This is a genomic window from Pseudoalteromonas aurantia (assembly GCF_005886875.1).
In the GTDB taxonomy this organism is placed as follows: Bacteria; Pseudomonadota; Gammaproteobacteria; order Enterobacterales; family Alteromonadaceae; genus Pseudoalteromonas; species Pseudoalteromonas aurantia_A.
The window spans coordinates 110219-129817 of sequence record NZ_PNBY01000089.1 but is presented as its reverse complement, the minus strand read 5'-3'; the positions used below and the strand labels follow the sequence as shown (position 1 = coordinate 129817).

Here is a 19599-nt window from a genome sequence, read left to right as displayed (position 1 = left end):
TTCATGATCTTGCCCTGCCTTAATCATTTAATTTTTGTTATAATTTTGTGTGTTGTTGTTTGCAATATTGGTATAACGTCTCGTTCGAACCAGCTATTTTTCTCTAACCAGTGTCGGTTTCTTGGGCTCGGGTGTGGTAAAGCTATTATGTTTGGTAACTGCGTTTGCCACTGCTTAGTTTGTTCTGTGACGCTTGTAAAGTTTGCAAAATGATACTGTTGTGCATATTGACCAATCACAATAGTTAGTTCGACCTTATTGAAATACTGCAATAATGTTTTACGCCATTTTTGTGCACATATCGGAGGTGGTGGAAGATCGCCACTTTTTCCCTTGCCAGGGTAACAAAATGCCATGGGTACGATGGCGAATATCTTTGGGTTATAAAATACGTCACGGGTGACATTTAACCATGACCTGAGCCTCACACCACTGGCATCGTTAAACGGTTTATTTGTAAGGTGTACATTTTTACTGGGTGCTTGGCCTGCAACGAGGATACGTGCGTTGGTGCTTCCTTGAATAGTTGGGTTCGCGCCTAAAGGTAAGTTGTCATGACATATTTTGCACTGTTTAATTTCATCTAAAATTGTCACATTAATCGTCCGCTTCCTTCATATAACGCGCTCTAAAGTATACTGCTTTTCTCGTATCTGAACGAGGTCTGCGTTATTAATAGGTACAAGTTGGTTATTAATTTCCTTTTGTTTCATTTATATACAAATACAAATGAGAATGACTATCTTTTTTGTATCTGATTTAGCATAATTTATTTTTTTGTATTTTATCCCCTAGGGTTTTATCGTGTTTATATCTCATATAGGTACTTGGTTTAAAAGTGCTCCGTTCTTAGTGTGTTCGCGTTTCTTCGCTGCCATTGTTGGTGGCTATGTTTTTTCTGCAATTGCGGTCTCTTTACTTGCGGCTGTGGTGCCATTACCAAAAACGGATTCTGTATTACTTGCCGTCAGTTTGAGTATTTTAGTTTATGCATGTGTATTCATTTGGGTATTTAGCGTGCGAAAGCTACAAAAAGTATATGGGCTCTTAATATTATTAGGTACATGTCAGGCTGTATTACTTGCATTTATTAAAGGTTGGTTATGAAAGATAGCTTTTTTCGTTCAATGACATGGTTACATACTTGGACAGGTCTTTTAGTATGTTGGTTATTATTTCTTATTTTTTTTGCAGGCACCCTAAGCTTTTTCCGTCATGAAATTACACTGTGGTCACAGCCTGCTATTCACGATGTAGCGCCACAAGAAAATCGAGTGTTGTCACAACAGAGTCAAATTACCTCAGCGTTACAGCATTTAGAGGCTAATGCGGCGGATGCTGAAACTTGGTGGGTTGGCTTACCCTCTGAACGTACTCGCGCGATTGAAGTGTCGTATCAAGATAAAGGGAAAGAGGGGAAGCGCGGTCAATGGCATGATCAGTTTATGGATCCAAATACTGAGGAAACGCTAAACGAATATAGAGATAGCAAAGGTGGACTTTTTTTTTATAGACTTCACTTTAACTTACACTATATGGACCGCACTGTTGCACGTTGGCTAGTATCTTTGGCTAGTTTATTTATGTTGATTGGCTTGATTTCAGGCATCGTGATCCATAAACGCATTTTTAAAGATATGTTTCAGTTTAGAAAAGGAAAAGGTGTACGTACTTGGTTAGATGCACATAACTTGTCATCTGTATTGGCATTGCCATTTCATATTATGATCACCTATACAGGTTTAGTCACTTTGATTTTCATGTTATTTCCCTACCCCGCGATGACGCAATATGAGGAAGGGAGGAAAGCTTTTTTTGCCGATCTAAACCCCGCCAGACAACACGCCGATATTACTGGGAACCAGGTTGAAATGTTACCTATGAAACAACTTGTAGATCAGTTTTATACTAACTGGCCAAACATTGATGTGAAGCGAGTTATTGTCGATCATCCATCAGATGAAACAGCACAACTTAAATTTTATGCTAATACGGGCACCAAAGTACAAGATGAAATGCCCGTATGGATATACAATACAGTCACGGGCGAACTCGTGATGACGGCAAATACTGAGTTGAGTGTCAGTGAAACGCTATATGATGGTATGATAGCGTTACATACGGGACGTTTAGCATTACCCGGTTTACGGTGGTTATTCTTTATGTGTGGTATCGCTGGGTGTGTCATGATAGGTAGTGGTGCTGTTATGTGGGCAAAGCGTATTCGTGAACGTATGAAGGTAGGTAAAACAGCAAGCTTTGGGCTCAGATTGGTAGAAGGCCTTAATTTGGCAACCATTATGGGGTTGCCAGTCGCGACCGCAGCATTTTTCTTTGCTAATCGCTTATTACCGGACAGTTTTACAGGCCGTGCTGAGGCTGAAATCCACCTTTTCTTTTTAGGATGGCTGGGTGTGGCGCTCATGGCTTTGTACAAAGCGGGCACTGCCCAATGGCGTCAGTTAGCACAGTTTAATGCCGTATTATGGCTTTTATTACCTCTTTGTAATGCATTTACAACACAGGGGAATTTAGTAAGTTATATAGTAAAGCAGCAGTGGGTCTTAGCTGGGTTTGATATATTGTGTTTAATCACTGCCGCTGTGTTTTATATTCAAAGCCGCAAACTGGCGAACAAAGACGCTGCAAATCCTGCGATTAGTAGAACATTAAAGGGGCAAGTGGTATGACGCAGCTCCTTGCATTTTTGCTTTGTTTTACCGGTTTTACAGGCTTTGCGTTGGCTAAAAGTAGTCATTATAAAGCCGTATTCGCTGTACGAATTGATACAAAGTTGAGTCGCCGCATACTGATAATGTCGTGGGTTTGTTTATTAGCCAGTGCGGTGGTCAGCATGTGGCACCAATTTGGTTATGGCAGCGTATTATTCTGTGGCTATATGGCTATTTCGGTGATGTGTTTGGCGTTAGTACTAAGCTATCAACCAGCAAAGCTGAGATCACTTATTTACGTACTTCCGACATCATTAATTATAACAAGTATCTTAATGCTAATTTAATGACCTATTTATTAGCGTTTAAGCTTTAATTTACGATTAAATAGATAGCCATCCCCTCATAGATCACAATATTACTAACATAACTTAGTAATATCGTGATCTCTAGCAAGCTTTTTTCTTTTAAGTTAATAAAAATCTGATCTCAACGTATAACTGCAGTACTTACGTTAGTAAAAATCTGATCTAGAAATGTGATTGATACACTTTTAGTTAGTAAAAAATTGATCTGAAAATATTCTATACAAGACAACTAAGAGAATGAGGGCAGATTTTATGTACTAATTATACTTTTCTCCCAGAATTAGTTAGTAAAATAATGATCTGTTTAATAAGGGTTAGTAAAATAACGATCTGGCTTGTACCTAGTTAGTAAAAATATGATCTCATTCATCATTGTTAGTAATATACTGATCTATAGCGGTAAAATATATTCTTGCAGGTCTTATTTTCCATCAAGTTAGTAAAATAGTGAACCGCTACAGATCACTATTTTACTTACTAGATTACTATTTTATCACTCAGCCCACGCTAACTGCATATCCCACACATAACGATGCTCTGGCTTAAGGGGTTGTTGGCTATCATTTACGTGCTCTAATACATTGTGTGCTTTAACTAAAGTAGCATCCCGACCAAATAAGTAGCTCTGTTCTTTGACAATTGATAGATAGGCCTTATTTAAAGCCAGTGCACGCTCAGGAGATGGTGTAATAAGATCATAGAGTGTCGGTGTGGCTTTGACTTTTTCAGTATTAAGTTGGCCATCCTCATTGAACCAGCGCATAAGCATTTCTTGATTTTGCCTAAACTCATCTCCACCGCCAACACGCGCCATATAGGTTAAAAACTCTCCGTCTGTTTCACCTTTATTTGGTACATCTGTCATTGATTTTAAATCGATATAACCCCACCCTTTTTTACCAGTCACTTTACGAGCAAATGAAAATGTTTGGTCATATGTTGAGCCAACCGTTTTGTGACACCCATTACAAAAAGCAAGTTCTTGTTTATGCTGAGGCCTTAATTCTCCTTGCGTATCTTCTATGTAGCCATTGATGGTCCAGCCAAAACTGTTATTGATACCTTGATCTCCGAGATAGAGTGTTTGAGGTAGATTTTCAAATGATTTTTCTTTCGCTTCTCGATAATATGATGTACCAAGTTCCTGTTTAGACTTAAAGTTATGCTTTTTCATATAGCGGACTTCTTTCATACGTGGCGCGTTAAATATGGTGCCGTTACTGTCTACGCCTATGTAGCGAACGGTATGCAAAAACTCGGTGCCTTCTGGATACAGCTGATATGCCAACGGTGAGGTCGCATCGCCAACATAGTGGGGTTGTTTGGTTATATGATTAACGATAGAGAGTTTGCCATCAGAATTTAAATCGCTGCCTACTCGTTGCTCATTGATTGGCGGTGTTGAGATTGTTTCTAATCCTTTTAAAGCAAGCTCTACAAGACTGAGGTTGGCAAGATAAGCGTCTTGGTTATACACGCCTTTCACTTCCCTAAATGCACTTGGCAGCCTGATCATGACATCTCCAGTTGAACCATTCGTAGGCCAAAAGGTACTAGGGAATGGTTTATAGTTGAATGCGACCCAGCCGCTGCCATCCTTAGCAAAGCCCTGGGAGTTAAATGCTTTTTCTGGGTACGCTAAGTTTTTAATGGGGGTGATCTCACCTTGCCATTGTGAGTTGGCTTGCTGTTTTTTGATAAACTCACTGTAATTATCTTGGTTTATCCAATCGAGTATTGTTTTATCTGAAATGCCTTTGATTAAGTCTGTTCGGTCAACAAACAGGTTTTTCCAGTGGTTTTTTACTCCCAGATCTGAAAATTCATAGTCACCCTGTAAATTACCGTCAGCCATTTGATTTGGCCTATTTAGATCCGTACGGTCAGTTTGGTGGCATGCATAACACGGATTATTTACACCGTTTGTTTTGGTATAGCACTGCGGTGGGATCACCGATTCTGCATTGTACGTTTCGTTATGTTCAATATAAGCCAGTGCGGGAATGTCATCTCCTACTTTGTATGGCGGGGCACTGGGTGTTGCGGTATGGGTGTTAGCGTTAAGTTCAGTACCGATGATGATGTTTTCTTCTGAGCAGCCAAGTAACACGGTGATAGATACAGGCAATAGTAATATTAAGAGAAGCTGTTTCATTTTTATGACTTCTATTTTTGTTGCTAAAAAAGCGGCAATGCGATGATTGCCGCTCAGACTAATACAATGTTAACGGTTACTTTGATTGTGGATCATACATCCACAGAGTATTGTTTTTTTGAAAACCATCTTCACCAATCAGGATACGTCCATCACGCATAACAATGACGTTATCTGGTTGAGACAGCTGGTTAACATCACAGCGCTCTGCGCCGGTTAAACTTGAACGGTATGTACCACCCATAACGACAGGCTCAATACGTGTCAGGTTGTAGCTACTGTCTATGCTTGCGCGATAAACACCGCCACAGTCCTTTACACGAGCAGATAATTGTATATCGCCTTCACCATCAGTCATGGTGCTGTCTAAATCAGCAATGCCAATATACATATAAGCTTTTTCTACAATTTCATCCGCGATAACATCCTGACCCGTAATTGCTTCTAGTACACGGTCATGGTTTATGCTGATCCCTTCTAGTTTACGCCACTCTGCCGTTGCGCCTTTTAAGCGAGCTGCTTGGCGAGACTCTAAGAATGCTACTCGATCATCCATAGGCTTACCCGCTGTAATGGGACCACCACCTTGTGCAACGGTTGGGTAGGTCGCTTTACCATCAACCCATGCTTGTACATCAGCGACAGATAGGTAGCTTGTTTGTCCCTCTACGTAATCTGCACTGGTAACGTCATCATATTGTGCAATCCAAGTTTCTATTTGGGCATTGGTATTGGATGCTAATTCAACCCATTCAATATCAAATCCGGTGACTGCTGGGTCATTAAGGCCGGCATCTTGTGTTAACTTAGCGCCATATAATGTACCTGAGCTTAGGTCTTCAGGTTGATCGGCAATGAATTTAAATAGCACACCGCCGGTATCATCTTGCGATGAGTATACGGTGCGACGGTCAGGCATAACCACTGAGTTTTCGTGCTCATAACGACCAATAGTAAAGTGTTTAACTACATCGGGTGTATCTGTTGCTGGGTTTTGTACCTCAGCGATATAGCCGTAGCGGTAAGGATTTGGGAACTCTGGCGCAAGGAATTGTCGGAAGTTCTCTAAACGAGAACTGACATCTGTGGGCTTATTCCAAGCAGGGTTTGTTGTGGTATCTACTTTTGAGTCAACGATCCACTCCTCAGAGGTGAGCGGTGTCCCCCAAGGTGATACGGAGCCAAAGCAATTTGCAGCCGTCCCTTTTACTGAATCAAAATCAACCATCATGGCTTCTTCTACAGACCAAGTGCCATTGGTTGCTTTACTCATTTTTAAGCGACTCATGCCCCCTGGGTAGTCTTCCCAGTTAGTAAATAAGTAACCTGAGTTGTCACCTGCAGGAACAAAGCCATTAAAGTCAGGCATGTTATTTTTAATTATTTCTTGTTTTGAACTGATCCCGTATATTACCCCTAATCCGCCAGGTAGACCTTGTTCATTTAATTGCGCGAAGGTGTCGCCAGTTTGACCTAAAATCTGATATTGGCCTACCGCAGAGACTACGGTTTGTTGTTCTAGGGCTGAATCACTGTGTGGTACCGCAGAGCTGACAATATTTCTAGGTAAGTCATTGAAGTTCACACCACTTAATACACCAACGGTCCCTGTGTGATAAGTTTTTTGGTTAAAACTATCAACTTCAGTGTTGGCATCATTGGGATGTTGGATATTGAAAAATAGATCACCTTGTCGTGTTAAATGTAACCCCGTTACCTCCGCTCCTGCAGGCACGGTTGCAATACGGATCAAACCAGAACCGCCGTTTACACCGCTCTTTCCTGTGGTACCATCAGCACCATTTTGGCCATTAGCGCCGTTTTGGCCATCACTGCCGTTTGTGCCGTTGATACCCGCATCGCCTTGTTCGCCCGCAGGGCCAGCAGCACCAGTGGCACCATCGTTGCCATTACAGGCGGTTAAAGCAAGTGCGACGGCACTTGCTAGTAGAGAATATGCTACTCGATTCATCAGTTACTCCAGGTTGCTATCATTGTTGTTTTTAAAACAGACAACAGTGTTGCGTGGACCGGTTACAAGTACCTGACAATAATATTAATTTTTTCAGACAGTTATAAGACTGCCTTGTTGAGGCGAGGTGTTCGGGGCTTCACTGTCAAGGGGCTTTACAGTAAAGCGTTAAGGTGTTTTTGTATCATTATGCGTCATGAATATGAGCGCGTCGGTGTCAAAGCCATAACGCGTGGCTGTGGCAATAAAGTGGGTTAGACGTTGTTCAGAGACAAAAGGCGTCCTTGAAAGCAGCCATAAATAGTCCTTGTTGTAGCTAGTAACGTAGGCATATTGATAGTTTTCTTTATCTAGTTCAAAAATAACGTACGATCCATAAAAAGGGCCAAAGAAAGACACTTTTAAATGGCCGTTTGGTTTATCTCCGACAAATTTGGCTTTGCCAATGGCTTGTTTCCAGTTGTTCTCTTCATTGACATAACCCCTGTTTATTACTTCTACATAGCCATCAGGTTTCAATGTATAGTTTGCGGTTACACTGCTCATCCCTCGTTCAAAACGATGGTCTAATCGAGCGATCTCGTACCACTTCCCTTGATATTTTTCGATGTCGAGCTCGGGAACCGGTTTTATTCCTTCAGCTATGCCTGTGCATCCAGTGATAAATAAGATACATACAAACGTCATAATTCTGTGCATGGTGTAATGCCTACGGTCAAAATGTTTAATTAATTCAAATTATAGAGCGTTACGATTACAATGGTCACCAAGATCATTATTTTACCTACCAATTCTACCAGAGGTTTTACTATGCAAATTTGGGTTGATGCAGATGCTTGTCCTACGCCAATAAAAGAAATTATTTTTCGTGCAGCACAGCGAACGCAAACACAAACAACACTTGTGGCAAATCATGCAATGCGAGTACCTGCAACTCAATTTGTGACGTTACTACGGGTTAATCAAGGGTTTGATATTGCAGACAATGAAATCGTAAAGCGGGTACAACCAGGCGATATCGTTATCACCTCAGATATTCCCCTAGCTGCTGAAGTGGTTGAGCTCAAAGTACATGCGATTAATCCCCGAGGTGAAGAATATACGGAGCATAATATTAAATCGATTCTCAATATGCGTGATTTCATGGATACAATGCGCAGCAGCGGTGTTGAAATGAGTGGAGGCCCTGCAAAGCTGTCAGCAACTGATAAACAAGCGTTTGGTAATGCGCTAGACCGTATTTTACAACGTGCTAAATCATGAAAATACTAACTCAAGGTTTTGGCGCTGACACGGGGTTAATTGCTGTTTATATTGAGCGTCCTCCCCCCATGTCCGAATATTATAATTTAAATAAAATACAGGCACTTATTGGTGGTGAAATTAACGCGATTAATATGGCATCTGGAAATGGGTGGCGTAAAGTGTTCAATGTTTATGCTAAGTTCATTGCGCAGCTAAATCATAGAGATCATAATTTTACTAAGTATGATGTATGGCAAAAATATCGTGATAATTGTTTATTACAGCAGCATAGTCAGGAAGCTTTGTTGTTTAGCCCTCCTAAGATTGGTGAGAAACTCTACAAATATCAAGTTGTTGCAGGGAGAACGTATGCCAAAAAGTTATTACGAGATCATATTTTTACTAACACACTAGAATGGCTAGATGACGAGTTTGCAGTCGATAGAACCTTAAACTTAGTGGTGTGTCCGTACTTTGACTACCGACAGCTAAGTAATATTAAAATTAGTAAATTATGTGGCATTTTACATAGCCTTGACTAACCTCACACTAACAAGGTTGGTATAAGAGTTAAGTAAGGATGAAGGTTTTAGTCGTCGATGATATGCCACTGATGCGGCATGTTCTAATCAATATGTTACGCAAGTTGAAATACACAGATATAACAGAAGCGACTGATGGCATGCAGGCTGTCTCTTATTTGAAAAAACAAAAGTATGATCTGTTAGTGACGGATTTGAACATGCCAAAAATGGATGGCACCATGTTGATAGATAGAGTAAAACACGAGCTTGCTTGTCATAAGATGGCTATTTTGGTGGTGACGTGTGAAGACAATCGCCATACGTTGCTAAAGCTGATTTCCGCCAGAGTTGATGGGATAATAGTGAAGCCGTTTTGCTTAAAAACTTTAGAAAAACAGCTTCAGTGTATTGCTACAAAGCGTGGCAAACAATCCCTGAAAAGCCAAGTGCTTTGAAATAGTGATGAGGGTTTGAAAATCTTGATATTTCAAGTAATTCAGCCAAGCGTATGCGATTAAGTGGGTAAAACTCATGACTCAAGTTATGACGCATACGCTGCTCTCCTATTTCCGTTAGCCCCAATGTACGACACATTGCCAGTTGAGCTTCACGTTCAAATTTGGTTTCAGGCACAACTAAATCAGCTATAAAGAGCGTCCCTGATGGCACCATGTTACGTCGGATTGAGTGTAGTAATGTGTCTTTACTCCCGTTGTCGGGTAAAAAATGCATTACCAGTAAACACAATGCCGCATCAACGGGTGTATCTAATGTGGTGAGTTCACCATAATGAAACGTAACACGAGATAGCAGACTATGGTCGGTAAATTGTGCTTCTGCTATATCGAGCATATCAGCAGAGATATCTTGGGCAATAAAGTGCCAACTTTCATTTATACTGGCTAGTTCTATGATATCTCGACCGCTTCCCGCACCAACGACTAAAATAATAGAATCATCAGGGAGCAAAGTGAGTAACTGTGCGCCAGTGAGCTGGTGTAGCAGCTCATACCCAGGCACTAACTTTGTAATTTTTGCATCATAATTTACAGCTTCATCACCTTGAAAGTGCGGCATACATTATCCTTTTACCGTAAGGCTTGAATAGCCACCGGGTTGCTTTTTAACTTGTATTTGCGTCGCTACGCGTTCGGTCATTTCACTTACGTGTGAAATGACTCCTACTTTGCGCCCTTGTGCTTGTAGAGAGTCTAGCGCATCTAGCGCGACACTCAATGTTTCTGGATCTAAAGTACCAAAGCCTTCGTCAATAAAGAGCGAACCAATGTGTACTTTGTTCGAAGATAAAGAAGCAAGTCCCAATGCCAAGGCTAGAGACACTAAAAATGACTCGCCACCAGATAAGGTATTCACAGAGCGTTGCTCGTCAGCCATATCTTTATCAATAATGGCAATATCAAGTGAGTGGCCAATCACCGTTAACTTGTAGCGTTTTGATAGGCTTTGAAGATGCTGATTTGCATATTGTAATAATATTTTTAAGGTCTGCGTTTGGGCAATGTTACGTAACTTTTTCCCTGTGGCATCGCCTAGTAGTTTGTCGAGTAAATACCAGTGTTCGTAATCTGCCTGTAGGGCAGACAGCTGTGTTTGTTTTTCTTGTAATTGCGCCACATTCCTTTCGTGCTGGGTCAGCAAAGTATTACATTCAAGCCACAGCGTTTGAGTCGCTTGCTGTTGTTGATTTAGTCTATCAAGGCTTGCGTTAAGTTCAGTGACAGACCGAACAGTCATCGCATGTGCTTGATGCTGAGTATATTCAGCTTGCAGGTGTGCCAAAGTCGCTTGTATTTGATCATGCTGTGTTGTTAGTTGCTTGTGCTGTGCATGCAATGCCAAAAAGTGCGTTTGGTCTTGGGATAAAATTGAGTCGATTAACTCAGCGTCTAACTGCGGGAAGACTTGCTGTTGCTGCGACAGCCACTGTACAAAGCGCTGTTCCACGGTTTCAGTTTGCTGGTCGATTTGGCTCAGTTGCCGCTGCAAATTGGCTTGTTTCAAGGTTTTTTCTTGCAGAGCATGGGTAAGCGTTGCAAGCACACTTTTTATTTCAACGACTTGTTGCTGCGCATTATCTACGGCCAATTGCAAAGCTTGTTGCCACTGTTCAGGTGTTTGCTCAAGGGGCAGCAATAATGCGCGTGCTTGATCAAGTTGCAGTGCACTGGCAGCTAAGGTATCAACGCGATGCTGTGCATTTACACCTTGCTGCGTTTGCTCTGCATGCTGCGCTAAAATGACATCTAATGCATTGTGCGTATTTTGTTGCGATGTGGTTAGGAGGTTCAGAGAGTGCTCAACATGTTGTAGCTGTTCAATGCGTACTGTGAGAGATAACCGCGCTTGGTGATTTTGTTCTGAAAAAAGTGACCACCAATCCTCATCATTAAAAAGCTGCTGGGCTTGTTGCTCAATGTCGTAGATATCTTGGTTTAACTGTGTTAACTGGTGGTTACAATGTTGTGTTGTGTGCTGGTGTTGTTGTAAAGCTTGTTCGGTATTTTTCAGCTCAGTTTGAACTGCTTGCAATGCGGTTTGAGCATGTTGAAACTGTTGCCACGTATCCTGTTGTTGGGCTGATAGCGCACTATATTGTGTTAGCTGTGCTTGCAATGATGTTATTTGGCTATGGCACTGCTCATCAGATAAAGTAGCAACTTCGCCCAATTCATTTAACTGTGTGTTTAATTGCTGCGATTTGAGCTCTAGTTGCGCTTGCTGCTGCAACGTGACTTGTAGTTGGACATTAGCGGCTTCGAGTGTACTCAAGTGCTCAGTATAACGCGTTTGAGCTTGTTGTAATGCTTGCTCTGCTTGCGCTTTTTGCACTTTAAAGTCATCGAGCAAATTTTGCCAATGTTCATCGATATGCTCTACGCCGTAGGGATGCGCTGTTGCGCCACAGACGACACACTCTTTTCCTGGCTGAAGCGCACTGCGTAAGGCACTAATATTTTCACTGGCTCTCAGTTGTACTTGGCTATAATTATCCTGAGTGAGTGCTACACGCTGTTTTGCTAACTCGGTTTGTTGCTCAGTATCTTTTAGTTGTAGCGTTAAGCTGTGCTGTTGGTGGCGAGTTTTATCTAATTCTACCTGTAATTGAGTTAACTCAGTATCGACATTACGCAGTGATTCTTTGCACGCTAACCCGCTCTGCAACGCAAAACGGCGCTGTTGAATGGCTTCATAGTCAAGCTGAGCAATCTCTTGTTTTAGGGCGTTTAATTGTGTCTCAATCTGTAAACTGTGTTGCTGCTGTTTGTCGACTTGCAGTGTGAGCGGTGCACACAGTTCAGCAAGCTGAGTGACTTGTTGAGTCGCTGCTTGGCGTTCATCGCTGAGCGTAGTTCGTTGAGTCGCTAATTGTTCTAACTTCAATAGCAATGCACTGAGGTGTTGCCAATGTGGCAAAGCAGCCATACCCTGAGGATCGCTATTTAATGTGTCACGCAATTGTGTGGCTTTGGCATTATCGTCCGACAAGTTTTTCTGCAGGGCTTGCTGCTCTGCTCCTGTTTTATCGAGCGTACCTTGTATTGTCTCAACCTCGCGCTGTGCATTGTCTAATTGGGTTTTGTTTGCGGTGCGGTTTGTATCAAGTGTTCTCACTTGAATAATACTTGGCTGTTGTTGTTCAAAGGTTGCTTTAGCTTGTGATTCGATAGCAATGAAGTCGCGTTGCTGGGCTTCTTTTTTTCTGATCTCTTCAGTGAGATCCTCCTTATTAAGCTGCGCATGCTCTAAAGTACATTCTTTGTGTTGTAATATGAGCTGCTTGGCTTGAGCCCTATTATCTGAGATTTGCGCTACAACGGTTGCCAATTGTGCCAACTCAAATTCTGCTGATTGTGTTGAAAGCTGCTCTGCAACATGATTTAACTGCGTGGTATGATCTTGTACTTTGCTTTGTATAGCTTGGCCAGTTTGCAGCCAGTTTTTTTGCTGTTCTATGTGCTTTTGCTGTTGCTTATACTCTTCTAATGCTGCGTGATGTTGCTTATTTTGTATCGTAATTTCATTAAGCTCCTCATCACTTAACAACGAATAGGCCTCTAAGCTCAAACGCAATTGCGCTAATTCGACTTTTTTATTTTTATGTAGCTCGAATATTGTCTGTCCGATGCGGCTAAATTTATCAGTCCCCGTTAAACACTCTAACAGTTGTGCCCTTTCATCACTGCTGGCTTTTAAAAAGGCTGAAAATTCATGCTGAGCAAGCAGTACAGCGCGAGTGAATTGCTCAAAGTTTAAGCCAATAAGCTGCTCTGTGCACTTTACTGCGGCTGATTTTTGGGCAATGAGTGTCTCATCAGCTAAAGCGTATATTTCGTGTTCGGCTACTTTAAGCCGGCCATCTACTTTGTTGCGTGCTCGTGCGACCTTCCAGCACGCTTTGTAGCGTTGATTGTCTTGTCCGATAAATAGCACTTCGGCGCTGCCTTGTGCACATCCTCGGCGTAATAAATTACGAGGGTCATTCAGCTTTATTTCGTCACCATTAAAGGCAACCGTATTTTTTAAATCGTTTTTAAGGCGAGCGGTCTTTGCATATAACGCTAAGCAAATGGCATCGAGCAAGGTGCTTTTTCCTGCGCCCGTATCGCCGGTAATAGCAAATAAACCACTTTGTTGCAGTGGTGTTTGCTCAAAATCAATTGTTGCCTGGGTGATGGATGCGAGATTGGTCAGCGTGACGCTAATGAGCTTCATGATTGGTCTACCTCATCCAATGTAGTGAGTACGTGAGCTAAGCACTGTTGTATTGCGTCGGGCACTTGCTCAGTGCTCCCCATGTGGTGTTTAAATGCCAAATCGAGTAACTGAGCGGGATCGAGCTGCTCCACACTGCCCAAATCGTCAAACTGTGCTTGTTGATCATGATCGGCATTGGGTCGCACACGTTCAATACCGCAAAAAAGCACATGCTTGCCAGCTAACGCTGCATCTATTTTTGCGCGAAACTGGCTGTCTGTTTCTGTAGCGTTTAGCCGCAAGCGTACATAAAGAGGTGGGGTATCTTGCTCGCTCGGTAGCTGGCTTATTAACTCGCACAGTTCATCAAGGGTGGCACTGCCTTTTTCGGGCAATAAGCACACATCTTGATAGCGTGGTACCAGTAACGGTATTACAGACGTGCAGGTTTGGGCATTAAATTGCACTATGAGTACCTGATGTTGATAGTGCCGTTCTGAAAACGACATGGGCATTGGCGTGCCGCAATATCGTATGAATTCGCTTTTTGCGACGCGTTGTGATTTGTGTAAATGACCCAGTGCGACGTAATCTGCATGGTCTGAAAATATAGAGGCGTTGATAGAGTCAAACCCACCTATCGCGATATTGCGCTCTGAATCACTGGAGATATCCCCGCCTTTGGCATGCAGGTGTCCCATAACCAATAAAGGGCCTTGCTTAATCGACAGTGCATGGGAAATACTCTGGTGATAGGCTGCATTAACCCCTTGCTGATAAGCATCTGGAAGCTGGTTATCAAGTGTTAAATCGCCAGCGCGTAAAAAGGGCATTGCGACAACCGTTAAAGGGCCCTGCTCGCTTGCTATGGATAACACAACCTCCTCAGGTGCATGTTTGTTATATCTGCCAACAACTTGGGTATCAAACGCTTGCAATAGGGGTTTGGCTGTTTCGATGCGATTTGCTGAGTCATGATTACCGGCGATGATCACGACTTGCAAAGCTGGCCGGCTCGCTTTGGCATGTTTAATGAAAGTGTATAGTTGTTGCTCTGCGTAGGCTGGAGGAGTTGCAGTATGGTATATATCCCCTGCAATCACCAATAAATCAATTGCTTGCTCAGCAAGTGTGTCGCAAAGCCAAGAGAGAAAAGCGTTATGCTCTTGTGTCCGGTTATGTTCATAAAATTGCTGACCAAGGTGCCAGTCGGAGGTGTGCAGTACTTTCATTAAGCGTCCCTATACTCATCAAGACGCTAATATAGCATTGCAAAGCAGATTTGTTTAACGGGTTATCTGTAACGAAGCAAAAATAATGATTGGTAAAACAAGCAATAACAATAAAGTAGGTGTTTTAAAAAACCTATTTTGTTTTGCCTGTTGCCTTTTTAATGCAGATTTTTCATTACACGCAGCGATTTTATCTACATAAAAGTAGCCTTCATCTAAATATTGCTTGCAGTTTTGCTCATCTGCAGGGATGGCAACTAATTTTTCTTGTTTTTTTAGGATGTAAAAATCCATACTGCTCACCACTTGTCTATGACTAAACGGGTATAAATTACAGAGCAAAACTGACGCCAAGTTTTTAGGCCTTATTTTCTCTGAAATAAAAAAGAGCGCGATTTTAAAGATAAATTGGTCCAAATATCAATACTTTTTTTGCCCTTTCTTTATTTATTTCAAAAATGAGCATAATAACTTTCAAAAATATCACAATGGCACGCCTTTGAATGCTTTAATTAACCCAGTAAAGTCGAGTTTTTAAACGGTTTCACTTGTACTTTAGTCTGAAGTAATTAATCACAGCTGAATAGCGTGTTATTTTCCATGTTTCTGTTATTGTTACATTATCTCATTAGCTGTAATAAAATTAGACTGTTTGCTAAGCGTTTTATTTGCTAGATTAGCTAAATCGGCCATCAAATAAGCAAGTCGTTACTGCTTGGGTATGAACGGCGATTTGTACGTTTATTTTGATGTTTTAACAGGCATGTTTAAGGAAGCTATTTTGATATCCTCACGGCAGCACAATTCAGTAAATAAAAAATCTGCAATAAAGCGAGGCCGTTGCACAGTGCTCATTGGGGCTTTTTTACTGTGGTTGCCACTCAATGGTCATGCTCACCAATTAAAAACGGCACTCAGCACAGTCGTTGTGAATGAGACCAGTAGCGAGTTAGAGTTGACACATCGTTACTACTTACATGATGTGGAACACGCCGTGGCACATTTATTTGGCGATGAAGCAGATATATTCTCCGATCGGGCTGCGCAAAATAAATTTGCAGAGTATGTCCATGCGCATATTAGGTTAAAGCAGCCGAATGGTCAGCTATTAACGTTACGCAATGCTGGGGCGCGTATTCATAATCCATTTTTCTTTGTTTATCAGCAGTCAACCTTACCTGATGATACCGCCCGGTTAAGTATGCAAAATACAGTGCTACGAGATGTGTGGTGTGCGCAAGTCAATATGGTGAATTTTAAAGTGCACAATGCGACGCGTTCATTACATTTCAATGGTAATGACGATTGGTTGTCGGTTAACCTTGAGCCCTAGCTCGCGGCTAATTGAATTCTGTCTTACCACTGTTATAAATTCGAGTCAAAAGGCCAAATCACGGTCTAAAAAAACAGACCTAAAAGATCAACAGCCCTAGTCAAATCGAACGAATATGTGGTGAGAAAATTTCATTGTTAGGTGATCTTTGCAAGCTAGGATATCGTAAACTAGAGTTATATTTAGACACGCTTTTTGGGCAAGGAAACCATGGAACATGTAACGGCAATGCAACGAAATATTAAAGCAGTGATCCAACCACAAATTAAGGGCGTGATTTTCGACCTAGACGGCACGCTGGTCAGCTCTTCACTCGATTTTTCAATTATCAAAGCACAAGTTGGGTGTCCACACGACCAAGACTTATTAACATACATAGAGCACTTGCCGTCAGCCTACATGCGCGAGGAAGCCATGCATATCGTACATCAGCATGAGCTAATGGATGCTCAGCATTCACAGGTACTGCCCGGTGTTCAAGAAAGTTTAGAGCAGCTTCATCATTTGGGTATCCCAATGGCCATTGTGACGCGAAATTATGGAAAAGCGGCAGAGCTTAAATTGAAGCAATGCGCTATATCGATTTCACATTTGATCACGCGAGATGATGCTCCTGCAAAGCCAGATCCAACCGCTTTGCTAGATATTGCGAAGCAATGGGGCTTTAATGCAAAGCACTGTATTTATGTGGGCGACTACCTTTACGATATTCAAGCAGCGCATAATGCGAGTATGCGAGCCTGTTTTTATGCCCCAGATGATGTACCAACCTATGCCACCGAGGCACAATACATTTTACGGCATTTTAATGAGTTACCAGAGCTCATTTTAGCCCATCGTTAATTTTATCGTCGGACAAAGTTACATCCGCTCTAGCTCATTTGACTCAGTCTTGTTAAAATCTTGGCAATTTAATTTATAAAACGAGAATTAAGATGGGCAGAGCATTTGAAGTCCGCAAGAACGCCATGGCAAAAACGGCGGCGGCAAAAACCAAAGTAAACTCAAAATATGGTAAAGAAATTTACGTTGTCGCGAAAAATGGTGGCTCTGATCCAGACACAAACCAGTCTTTACGTCGTTTAATAGAAAAAGCGAAAAAAGATCAAGTTCCAGCGCATGTTATTGATAAAGCGCTAGAAAAAGCAGCTGGTGGTGCGGGTGAAGACTATTCACCAGCACGCTATGAAGGCTATGGCCCAGGCAATTGTATGGTCATTGTGGATTGTTTAACTGACAACCCTAATCGTACGATAAAAGACGTGCGTTTACCGTTTACAAAAACAGATTCAAAGATCGGCAGTCCAGGTTGTGTCGCGCATATGTTTGACCACTTTTCTATACTTGGTTTTGCTGGTGACGACGATGAAGCGGTTTTAGAAGCGCTTATGATGGCAGATGTTGATGTAACTGATGTGGAAGTTGAAGACGGAAAAGTCTCAGTGTTTGCCCCTCATACAGAATATTTCAAAGCGAAAACAGCCCTTACTGAGGCATTCCCTGAAATCAACTTTGAAGTAGACGAGATCACTTTTGTTCCGCAGACCCAAGTTGAAATAACGAATGAAGATGATATCGCAAATTTCGAAAAGTTCATGGGTATGCTTGAAGATTGTGATGACGTACAAAATGTTTATCACAATGCGATTGTAAATGCATAATTGCAGTTAGTTAAATACGAAAAACCGAGCTCAATTAGCTCGGTTTTTTTATGGCTTATGGAGTAGTTAATAGAGTGTGCAACAACGTGCGTTAGAGTCTTTTTCTGGCTATTTAGCGCGCTCTTACTGTTATTGTCGCAATCGAGTGTAAAGGGGCTTTACGCCATTGAACTTGAAGAAGCGGCTTTATTTAATAAACCTCTGATCTCTTTGACTAGCGAGATACTGGCTTCATTATCACCGTGCACACATAAAGTATCGGCCATTAAAGGTAACTCATTGCCTGAGCTAGTTTGTACACTGTGCTGATTAATAAGTTGCGTTACTTGCGCCAGTAGAGCAGGAATATCATGAACTGCATTGGCTTCACTGCGAGGGCTTAGCAGTCCTTCATCGGTATACAAACGGTCTGCAAATGCTTCAAATAGCAAAGCAACACCATATTCCTGTGCGAGTTTTCGATGTTCATTTTGTTTAGCAGTAGCGAGCATCATTAATTTTAAATCGCTTGGGTAAGTAGCAATAGCCTCTAAAACCACATTTAAAATGGTGCTATCGCGCATCATATCGTTGTAAAGCGCACCATGGGGCTTTATATACTTGAGTGTTAAATGTTGTACTTTTGCCATGCCTTCTAGGGCTGAAATTTGGTAGTGTAAGCAGTTGATGAGCTCTGCCGGTTGCATTTGCATTGAGCGTCGTCCAAAGCCTTGTTTATCGGGGTAACTAGGATGTGCGCCAATCATGACATTATGCTTTTTTGCTAATTGCAGCGTTGCAGCGATGACATCAGGGTCTCCACCGTGAAAGCCACAGGCAATATTGGCACAATCGATTTCGGCCATCACTTTATGGTCAAGCCCCATAGTCCACGCACCAAAGCTTTCACCTAAGTCACAATTTAACAGCATGCTCTTACCTTATTTTATTGCCAAGCTCACATCTTGCTGATCGGTTACCAACAAGTGTTCAGGGCTGTTAATAATACACAATTTTGGGGCTATTTTGGTAATAGCGAGTTGGGCTGTCATGTTAGATGTCCAAAATACCGGTATTTTTTTGTCTGTGACTTCTATGGGTTCACCAAATGCCGGCTTAGCTAAATCAAAAATACCAATATCTGCAGGTTCACCAAAGTGCACGGGAATACCATGAGGTGAGCGATTAATAGCCCCTACTTGTACCGCTTTTACAATTTCATCAGGCCTAAATGCGCGCATACTGACGACATTAAACCCTGAAAAAATGCCTGCCGACTGACAAGGCAACGTTGAAATGTATAAGGGCAAGCCATGTAGAGGGTTGATTGAAGTGTGTTTTAATCCAGCACAATCGAGTGCATAGTCATAGCTCAGGTAACTGGCTAAAGCGAATGCGACCAAATCAGACTGCCAGATAGGCGAGATATCATTGACATCCTCTATTAATTGGCCTTGCTTGAACACGCGATAGCGAGGGAGGTCAGTACGAATGTCGATGTCTGTCCCTAGGGTATCTAGGGTATAAGATCCGGGTGCTGGGCTATAGGCCATCAGCGAACATGCATCTGAGTTTAAATGACAGAATTGCAAAAAATCATAGGCGTATTCTTTTGGTAGAATAATAATATTGCACTGTGTAAAACCAGGCACAAAGCCAATAGTGGGGCCAGAATAGTCACCTTCTCGGATCATTTTTCGTATCGCATGTGGTGCGGTTAATGACGCCGATGGATCCATAAT

General features: G+C 42.0%; 19 protein-coding genes. 9 read left to right on the top strand and 10 right to left on the bottom strand.

Annotated elements, in window-relative coordinates; all coding sequences use genetic code 11:
* Positions 1-23 precede the first annotated feature (23 nt).
* Complete coding sequence (locus tag CWC18_RS16930; RefSeq protein WP_138591378.1) at positions 24-596, bottom strand: uracil-DNA glycosylase family protein; 573 nt, start codon at positions 594-596, stop codon at positions 24-26.
* A 208-nt stretch (positions 597-804) separates the two neighbouring features.
* Here CWC18_RS16930 and CWC18_RS16925 point away from each other — a divergent pair, with 208 nt between their 5' ends.
* From CWC18_RS16925 to CWC18_RS16915, 3 genes are read left to right on the top strand one after another with little or no spacing between them, the layout of a single operon-like run.
* Positions 805-1107, top strand: a complete 303-nt coding sequence (locus CWC18_RS16925; RefSeq protein ID WP_138591377.1) for a hypothetical protein — start codon at positions 805-807, stop codon at positions 1105-1107.
* Entirely contained in the window at positions 1104-2690 is a 1587-nt protein-coding gene (locus CWC18_RS16920) for a PepSY-associated TM helix domain-containing protein (protein ID WP_138675746.1), read from the top strand. Before CWC18_RS16925 ends, CWC18_RS16920 begins: the two co-directional genes overlap by 4 nt.
* Positions 2687-3019, top strand: a complete 333-nt coding sequence (locus CWC18_RS16915) for a DUF3325 domain-containing protein (protein ID WP_138675745.1) — start codon at positions 2687-2689, stop codon at positions 3017-3019. The genes CWC18_RS16920 and CWC18_RS16915 overlap by 4 nt, the downstream gene beginning before the upstream one ends.
* A gap of 514 nt (positions 3020-3533) precedes the next feature.
* On the opposite strand, the gene CWC18_RS16910 is transcribed toward CWC18_RS16915, so the two are convergent.
* The 3 genes from CWC18_RS16910 to CWC18_RS16900 all read right to left on the bottom strand — a co-directional run bounded on the left by CWC18_RS16910 (position 3534) and on the right by CWC18_RS16900 (position 7866).
* A complete protein-coding gene (locus CWC18_RS16910) occupies positions 3534-5195 on the bottom strand; it encodes a hypothetical protein (RefSeq protein ID WP_138675744.1) in 1662 nt (553 codons plus the stop codon).
* A gap of 76 nt (positions 5196-5271) precedes the next feature.
* A complete protein-coding gene (locus tag CWC18_RS16905) occupies positions 5272-7167 on the bottom strand; it encodes an alkaline phosphatase PhoX (RefSeq protein ID WP_138675743.1) in 1896 nt (631 codons plus the stop codon).
* Positions 7168-7335: 168 nt separating this feature from the next.
* The gene (locus CWC18_RS16900; RefSeq protein WP_138675742.1) at positions 7336-7866 is read right to left on the bottom strand and encodes a lipocalin family protein; all 531 of its coding nucleotides are present in this window, start codon (positions 7864-7866) and stop codon (positions 7336-7338) included.
* A 111-nt stretch (positions 7867-7977) separates the two neighbouring features.
* On the opposite strand from CWC18_RS16900, the gene CWC18_RS16895 reads away from it, so the two are divergent.
* From CWC18_RS16895 to CWC18_RS16885, 3 genes are read left to right on the top strand one after another with little or no spacing between them, the layout of a single operon-like run.
* Entirely contained in the window at positions 7978-8430 is a 453-nt protein-coding gene (locus tag CWC18_RS16895) for a YaiI/YqxD family protein (protein WP_119860893.1), read from the top strand.
* Positions 8427-8954 carry a DUF6942 family protein gene (locus tag CWC18_RS16890; protein WP_138675741.1) on the top strand — a complete coding sequence of 176 codons (528 nt, stop codon included), beginning with the start codon at positions 8427-8429 and terminating at the stop codon, positions 8952-8954. The genes CWC18_RS16895 and CWC18_RS16890 overlap by 4 nt, the downstream gene beginning before the upstream one ends.
* A 38-nt stretch (positions 8955-8992) precedes the next feature.
* Positions 8993-9391, top strand: a complete 399-nt coding sequence (locus CWC18_RS16885) for a response regulator (RefSeq protein ID WP_138591370.1) — start codon at positions 8993-8995, stop codon at positions 9389-9391.
* Here the strand turns inward: CWC18_RS16885 and CWC18_RS16880 are convergent.
* The 4 genes from CWC18_RS16880 to CWC18_RS16865 are packed head-to-tail and all read right to left on the bottom strand — an operon-like array spanning position 9348 to position 15178.
* Complete coding sequence (locus CWC18_RS16880) at positions 9348-10013, bottom strand: class I SAM-dependent methyltransferase (protein ID WP_138591369.1); 666 nt, start codon at positions 10011-10013, stop codon at positions 9348-9350. The genes CWC18_RS16885 and CWC18_RS16880 overlap by 44 nt on opposite strands.
* A 3-nt stretch (positions 10014-10016) precedes the next feature.
* Complete coding sequence (locus CWC18_RS16875) at positions 10017-13670, bottom strand: AAA family ATPase (RefSeq protein WP_138675740.1); 3654 nt, start codon at positions 13668-13670, stop codon at positions 10017-10019.
* Positions 13667-14884: an exonuclease SbcCD subunit D C-terminal domain-containing protein gene (locus tag CWC18_RS16870; RefSeq protein WP_138591367.1), complete on the bottom strand. Its 1218-nt coding sequence runs from the start codon at positions 14882-14884 to the stop codon at positions 13667-13669. Before CWC18_RS16870 ends, CWC18_RS16875 begins: the two co-directional genes overlap by 4 nt.
* A 54-nt stretch (positions 14885-14938) precedes the next feature.
* Positions 14939-15178, bottom strand: a complete 240-nt coding sequence (locus tag CWC18_RS16865; RefSeq protein ID WP_138591366.1) for a hypothetical protein — start codon at positions 15176-15178, stop codon at positions 14939-14941.
* Between the two features lie 487 nt (positions 15179-15665).
* Between CWC18_RS16865 and CWC18_RS16860 the strand changes: the two genes are divergently transcribed.
* The 3 genes from CWC18_RS16860 (at position 15666) to CWC18_RS16850 (ending at position 17878) form a co-directional block, all read left to right on the top strand.
* Positions 15666-16217 (top strand): DUF6702 family protein, encoded by a 552-nt coding sequence (locus CWC18_RS16860; RefSeq protein ID WP_249348086.1) that lies wholly within the window; start codon positions 15666-15668, stop codon positions 16215-16217.
* Positions 16218-16427: 210 nt separating this feature from the next.
* Entirely contained in the window at positions 16428-17060 is a 633-nt protein-coding gene (locus tag CWC18_RS16855; protein ID WP_432760754.1) for an HAD family hydrolase, read from the top strand.
* A gap of 92 nt (positions 17061-17152) precedes the next feature.
* Positions 17153-17878 carry a YebC/PmpR family DNA-binding transcriptional regulator gene (locus CWC18_RS16850; RefSeq protein WP_138591365.1) on the top strand — a complete coding sequence of 242 codons (726 nt, stop codon included), beginning with the start codon at positions 17153-17155 and terminating at the stop codon, positions 17876-17878.
* Between the two features lie 158 nt (positions 17879-18036).
* On the opposite strand, the gene CWC18_RS16845 is transcribed toward CWC18_RS16850, so the two are convergent.
* Together CWC18_RS16845 and CWC18_RS16840 are read right to left on the bottom strand one after the other, a co-directional pair.
* The gene (locus tag CWC18_RS16845; protein ID WP_138591364.1) at positions 18037-18789 is read right to left on the bottom strand and encodes a 5-oxoprolinase subunit PxpA; all 753 of its coding nucleotides are present in this window, start codon (positions 18787-18789) and stop codon (positions 18037-18039) included.
* A 9-nt stretch (positions 18790-18798) separates the two neighbouring features.
* On the bottom strand, positions 18799-19596 hold the full coding sequence (locus tag CWC18_RS16840) for a D-glutamate cyclase family protein (protein ID WP_138591363.1): 798 nt from the start codon (positions 19594-19596) through the stop codon (positions 18799-18801).
* Positions 19597-19599 lie beyond the last annotated feature (3 nt).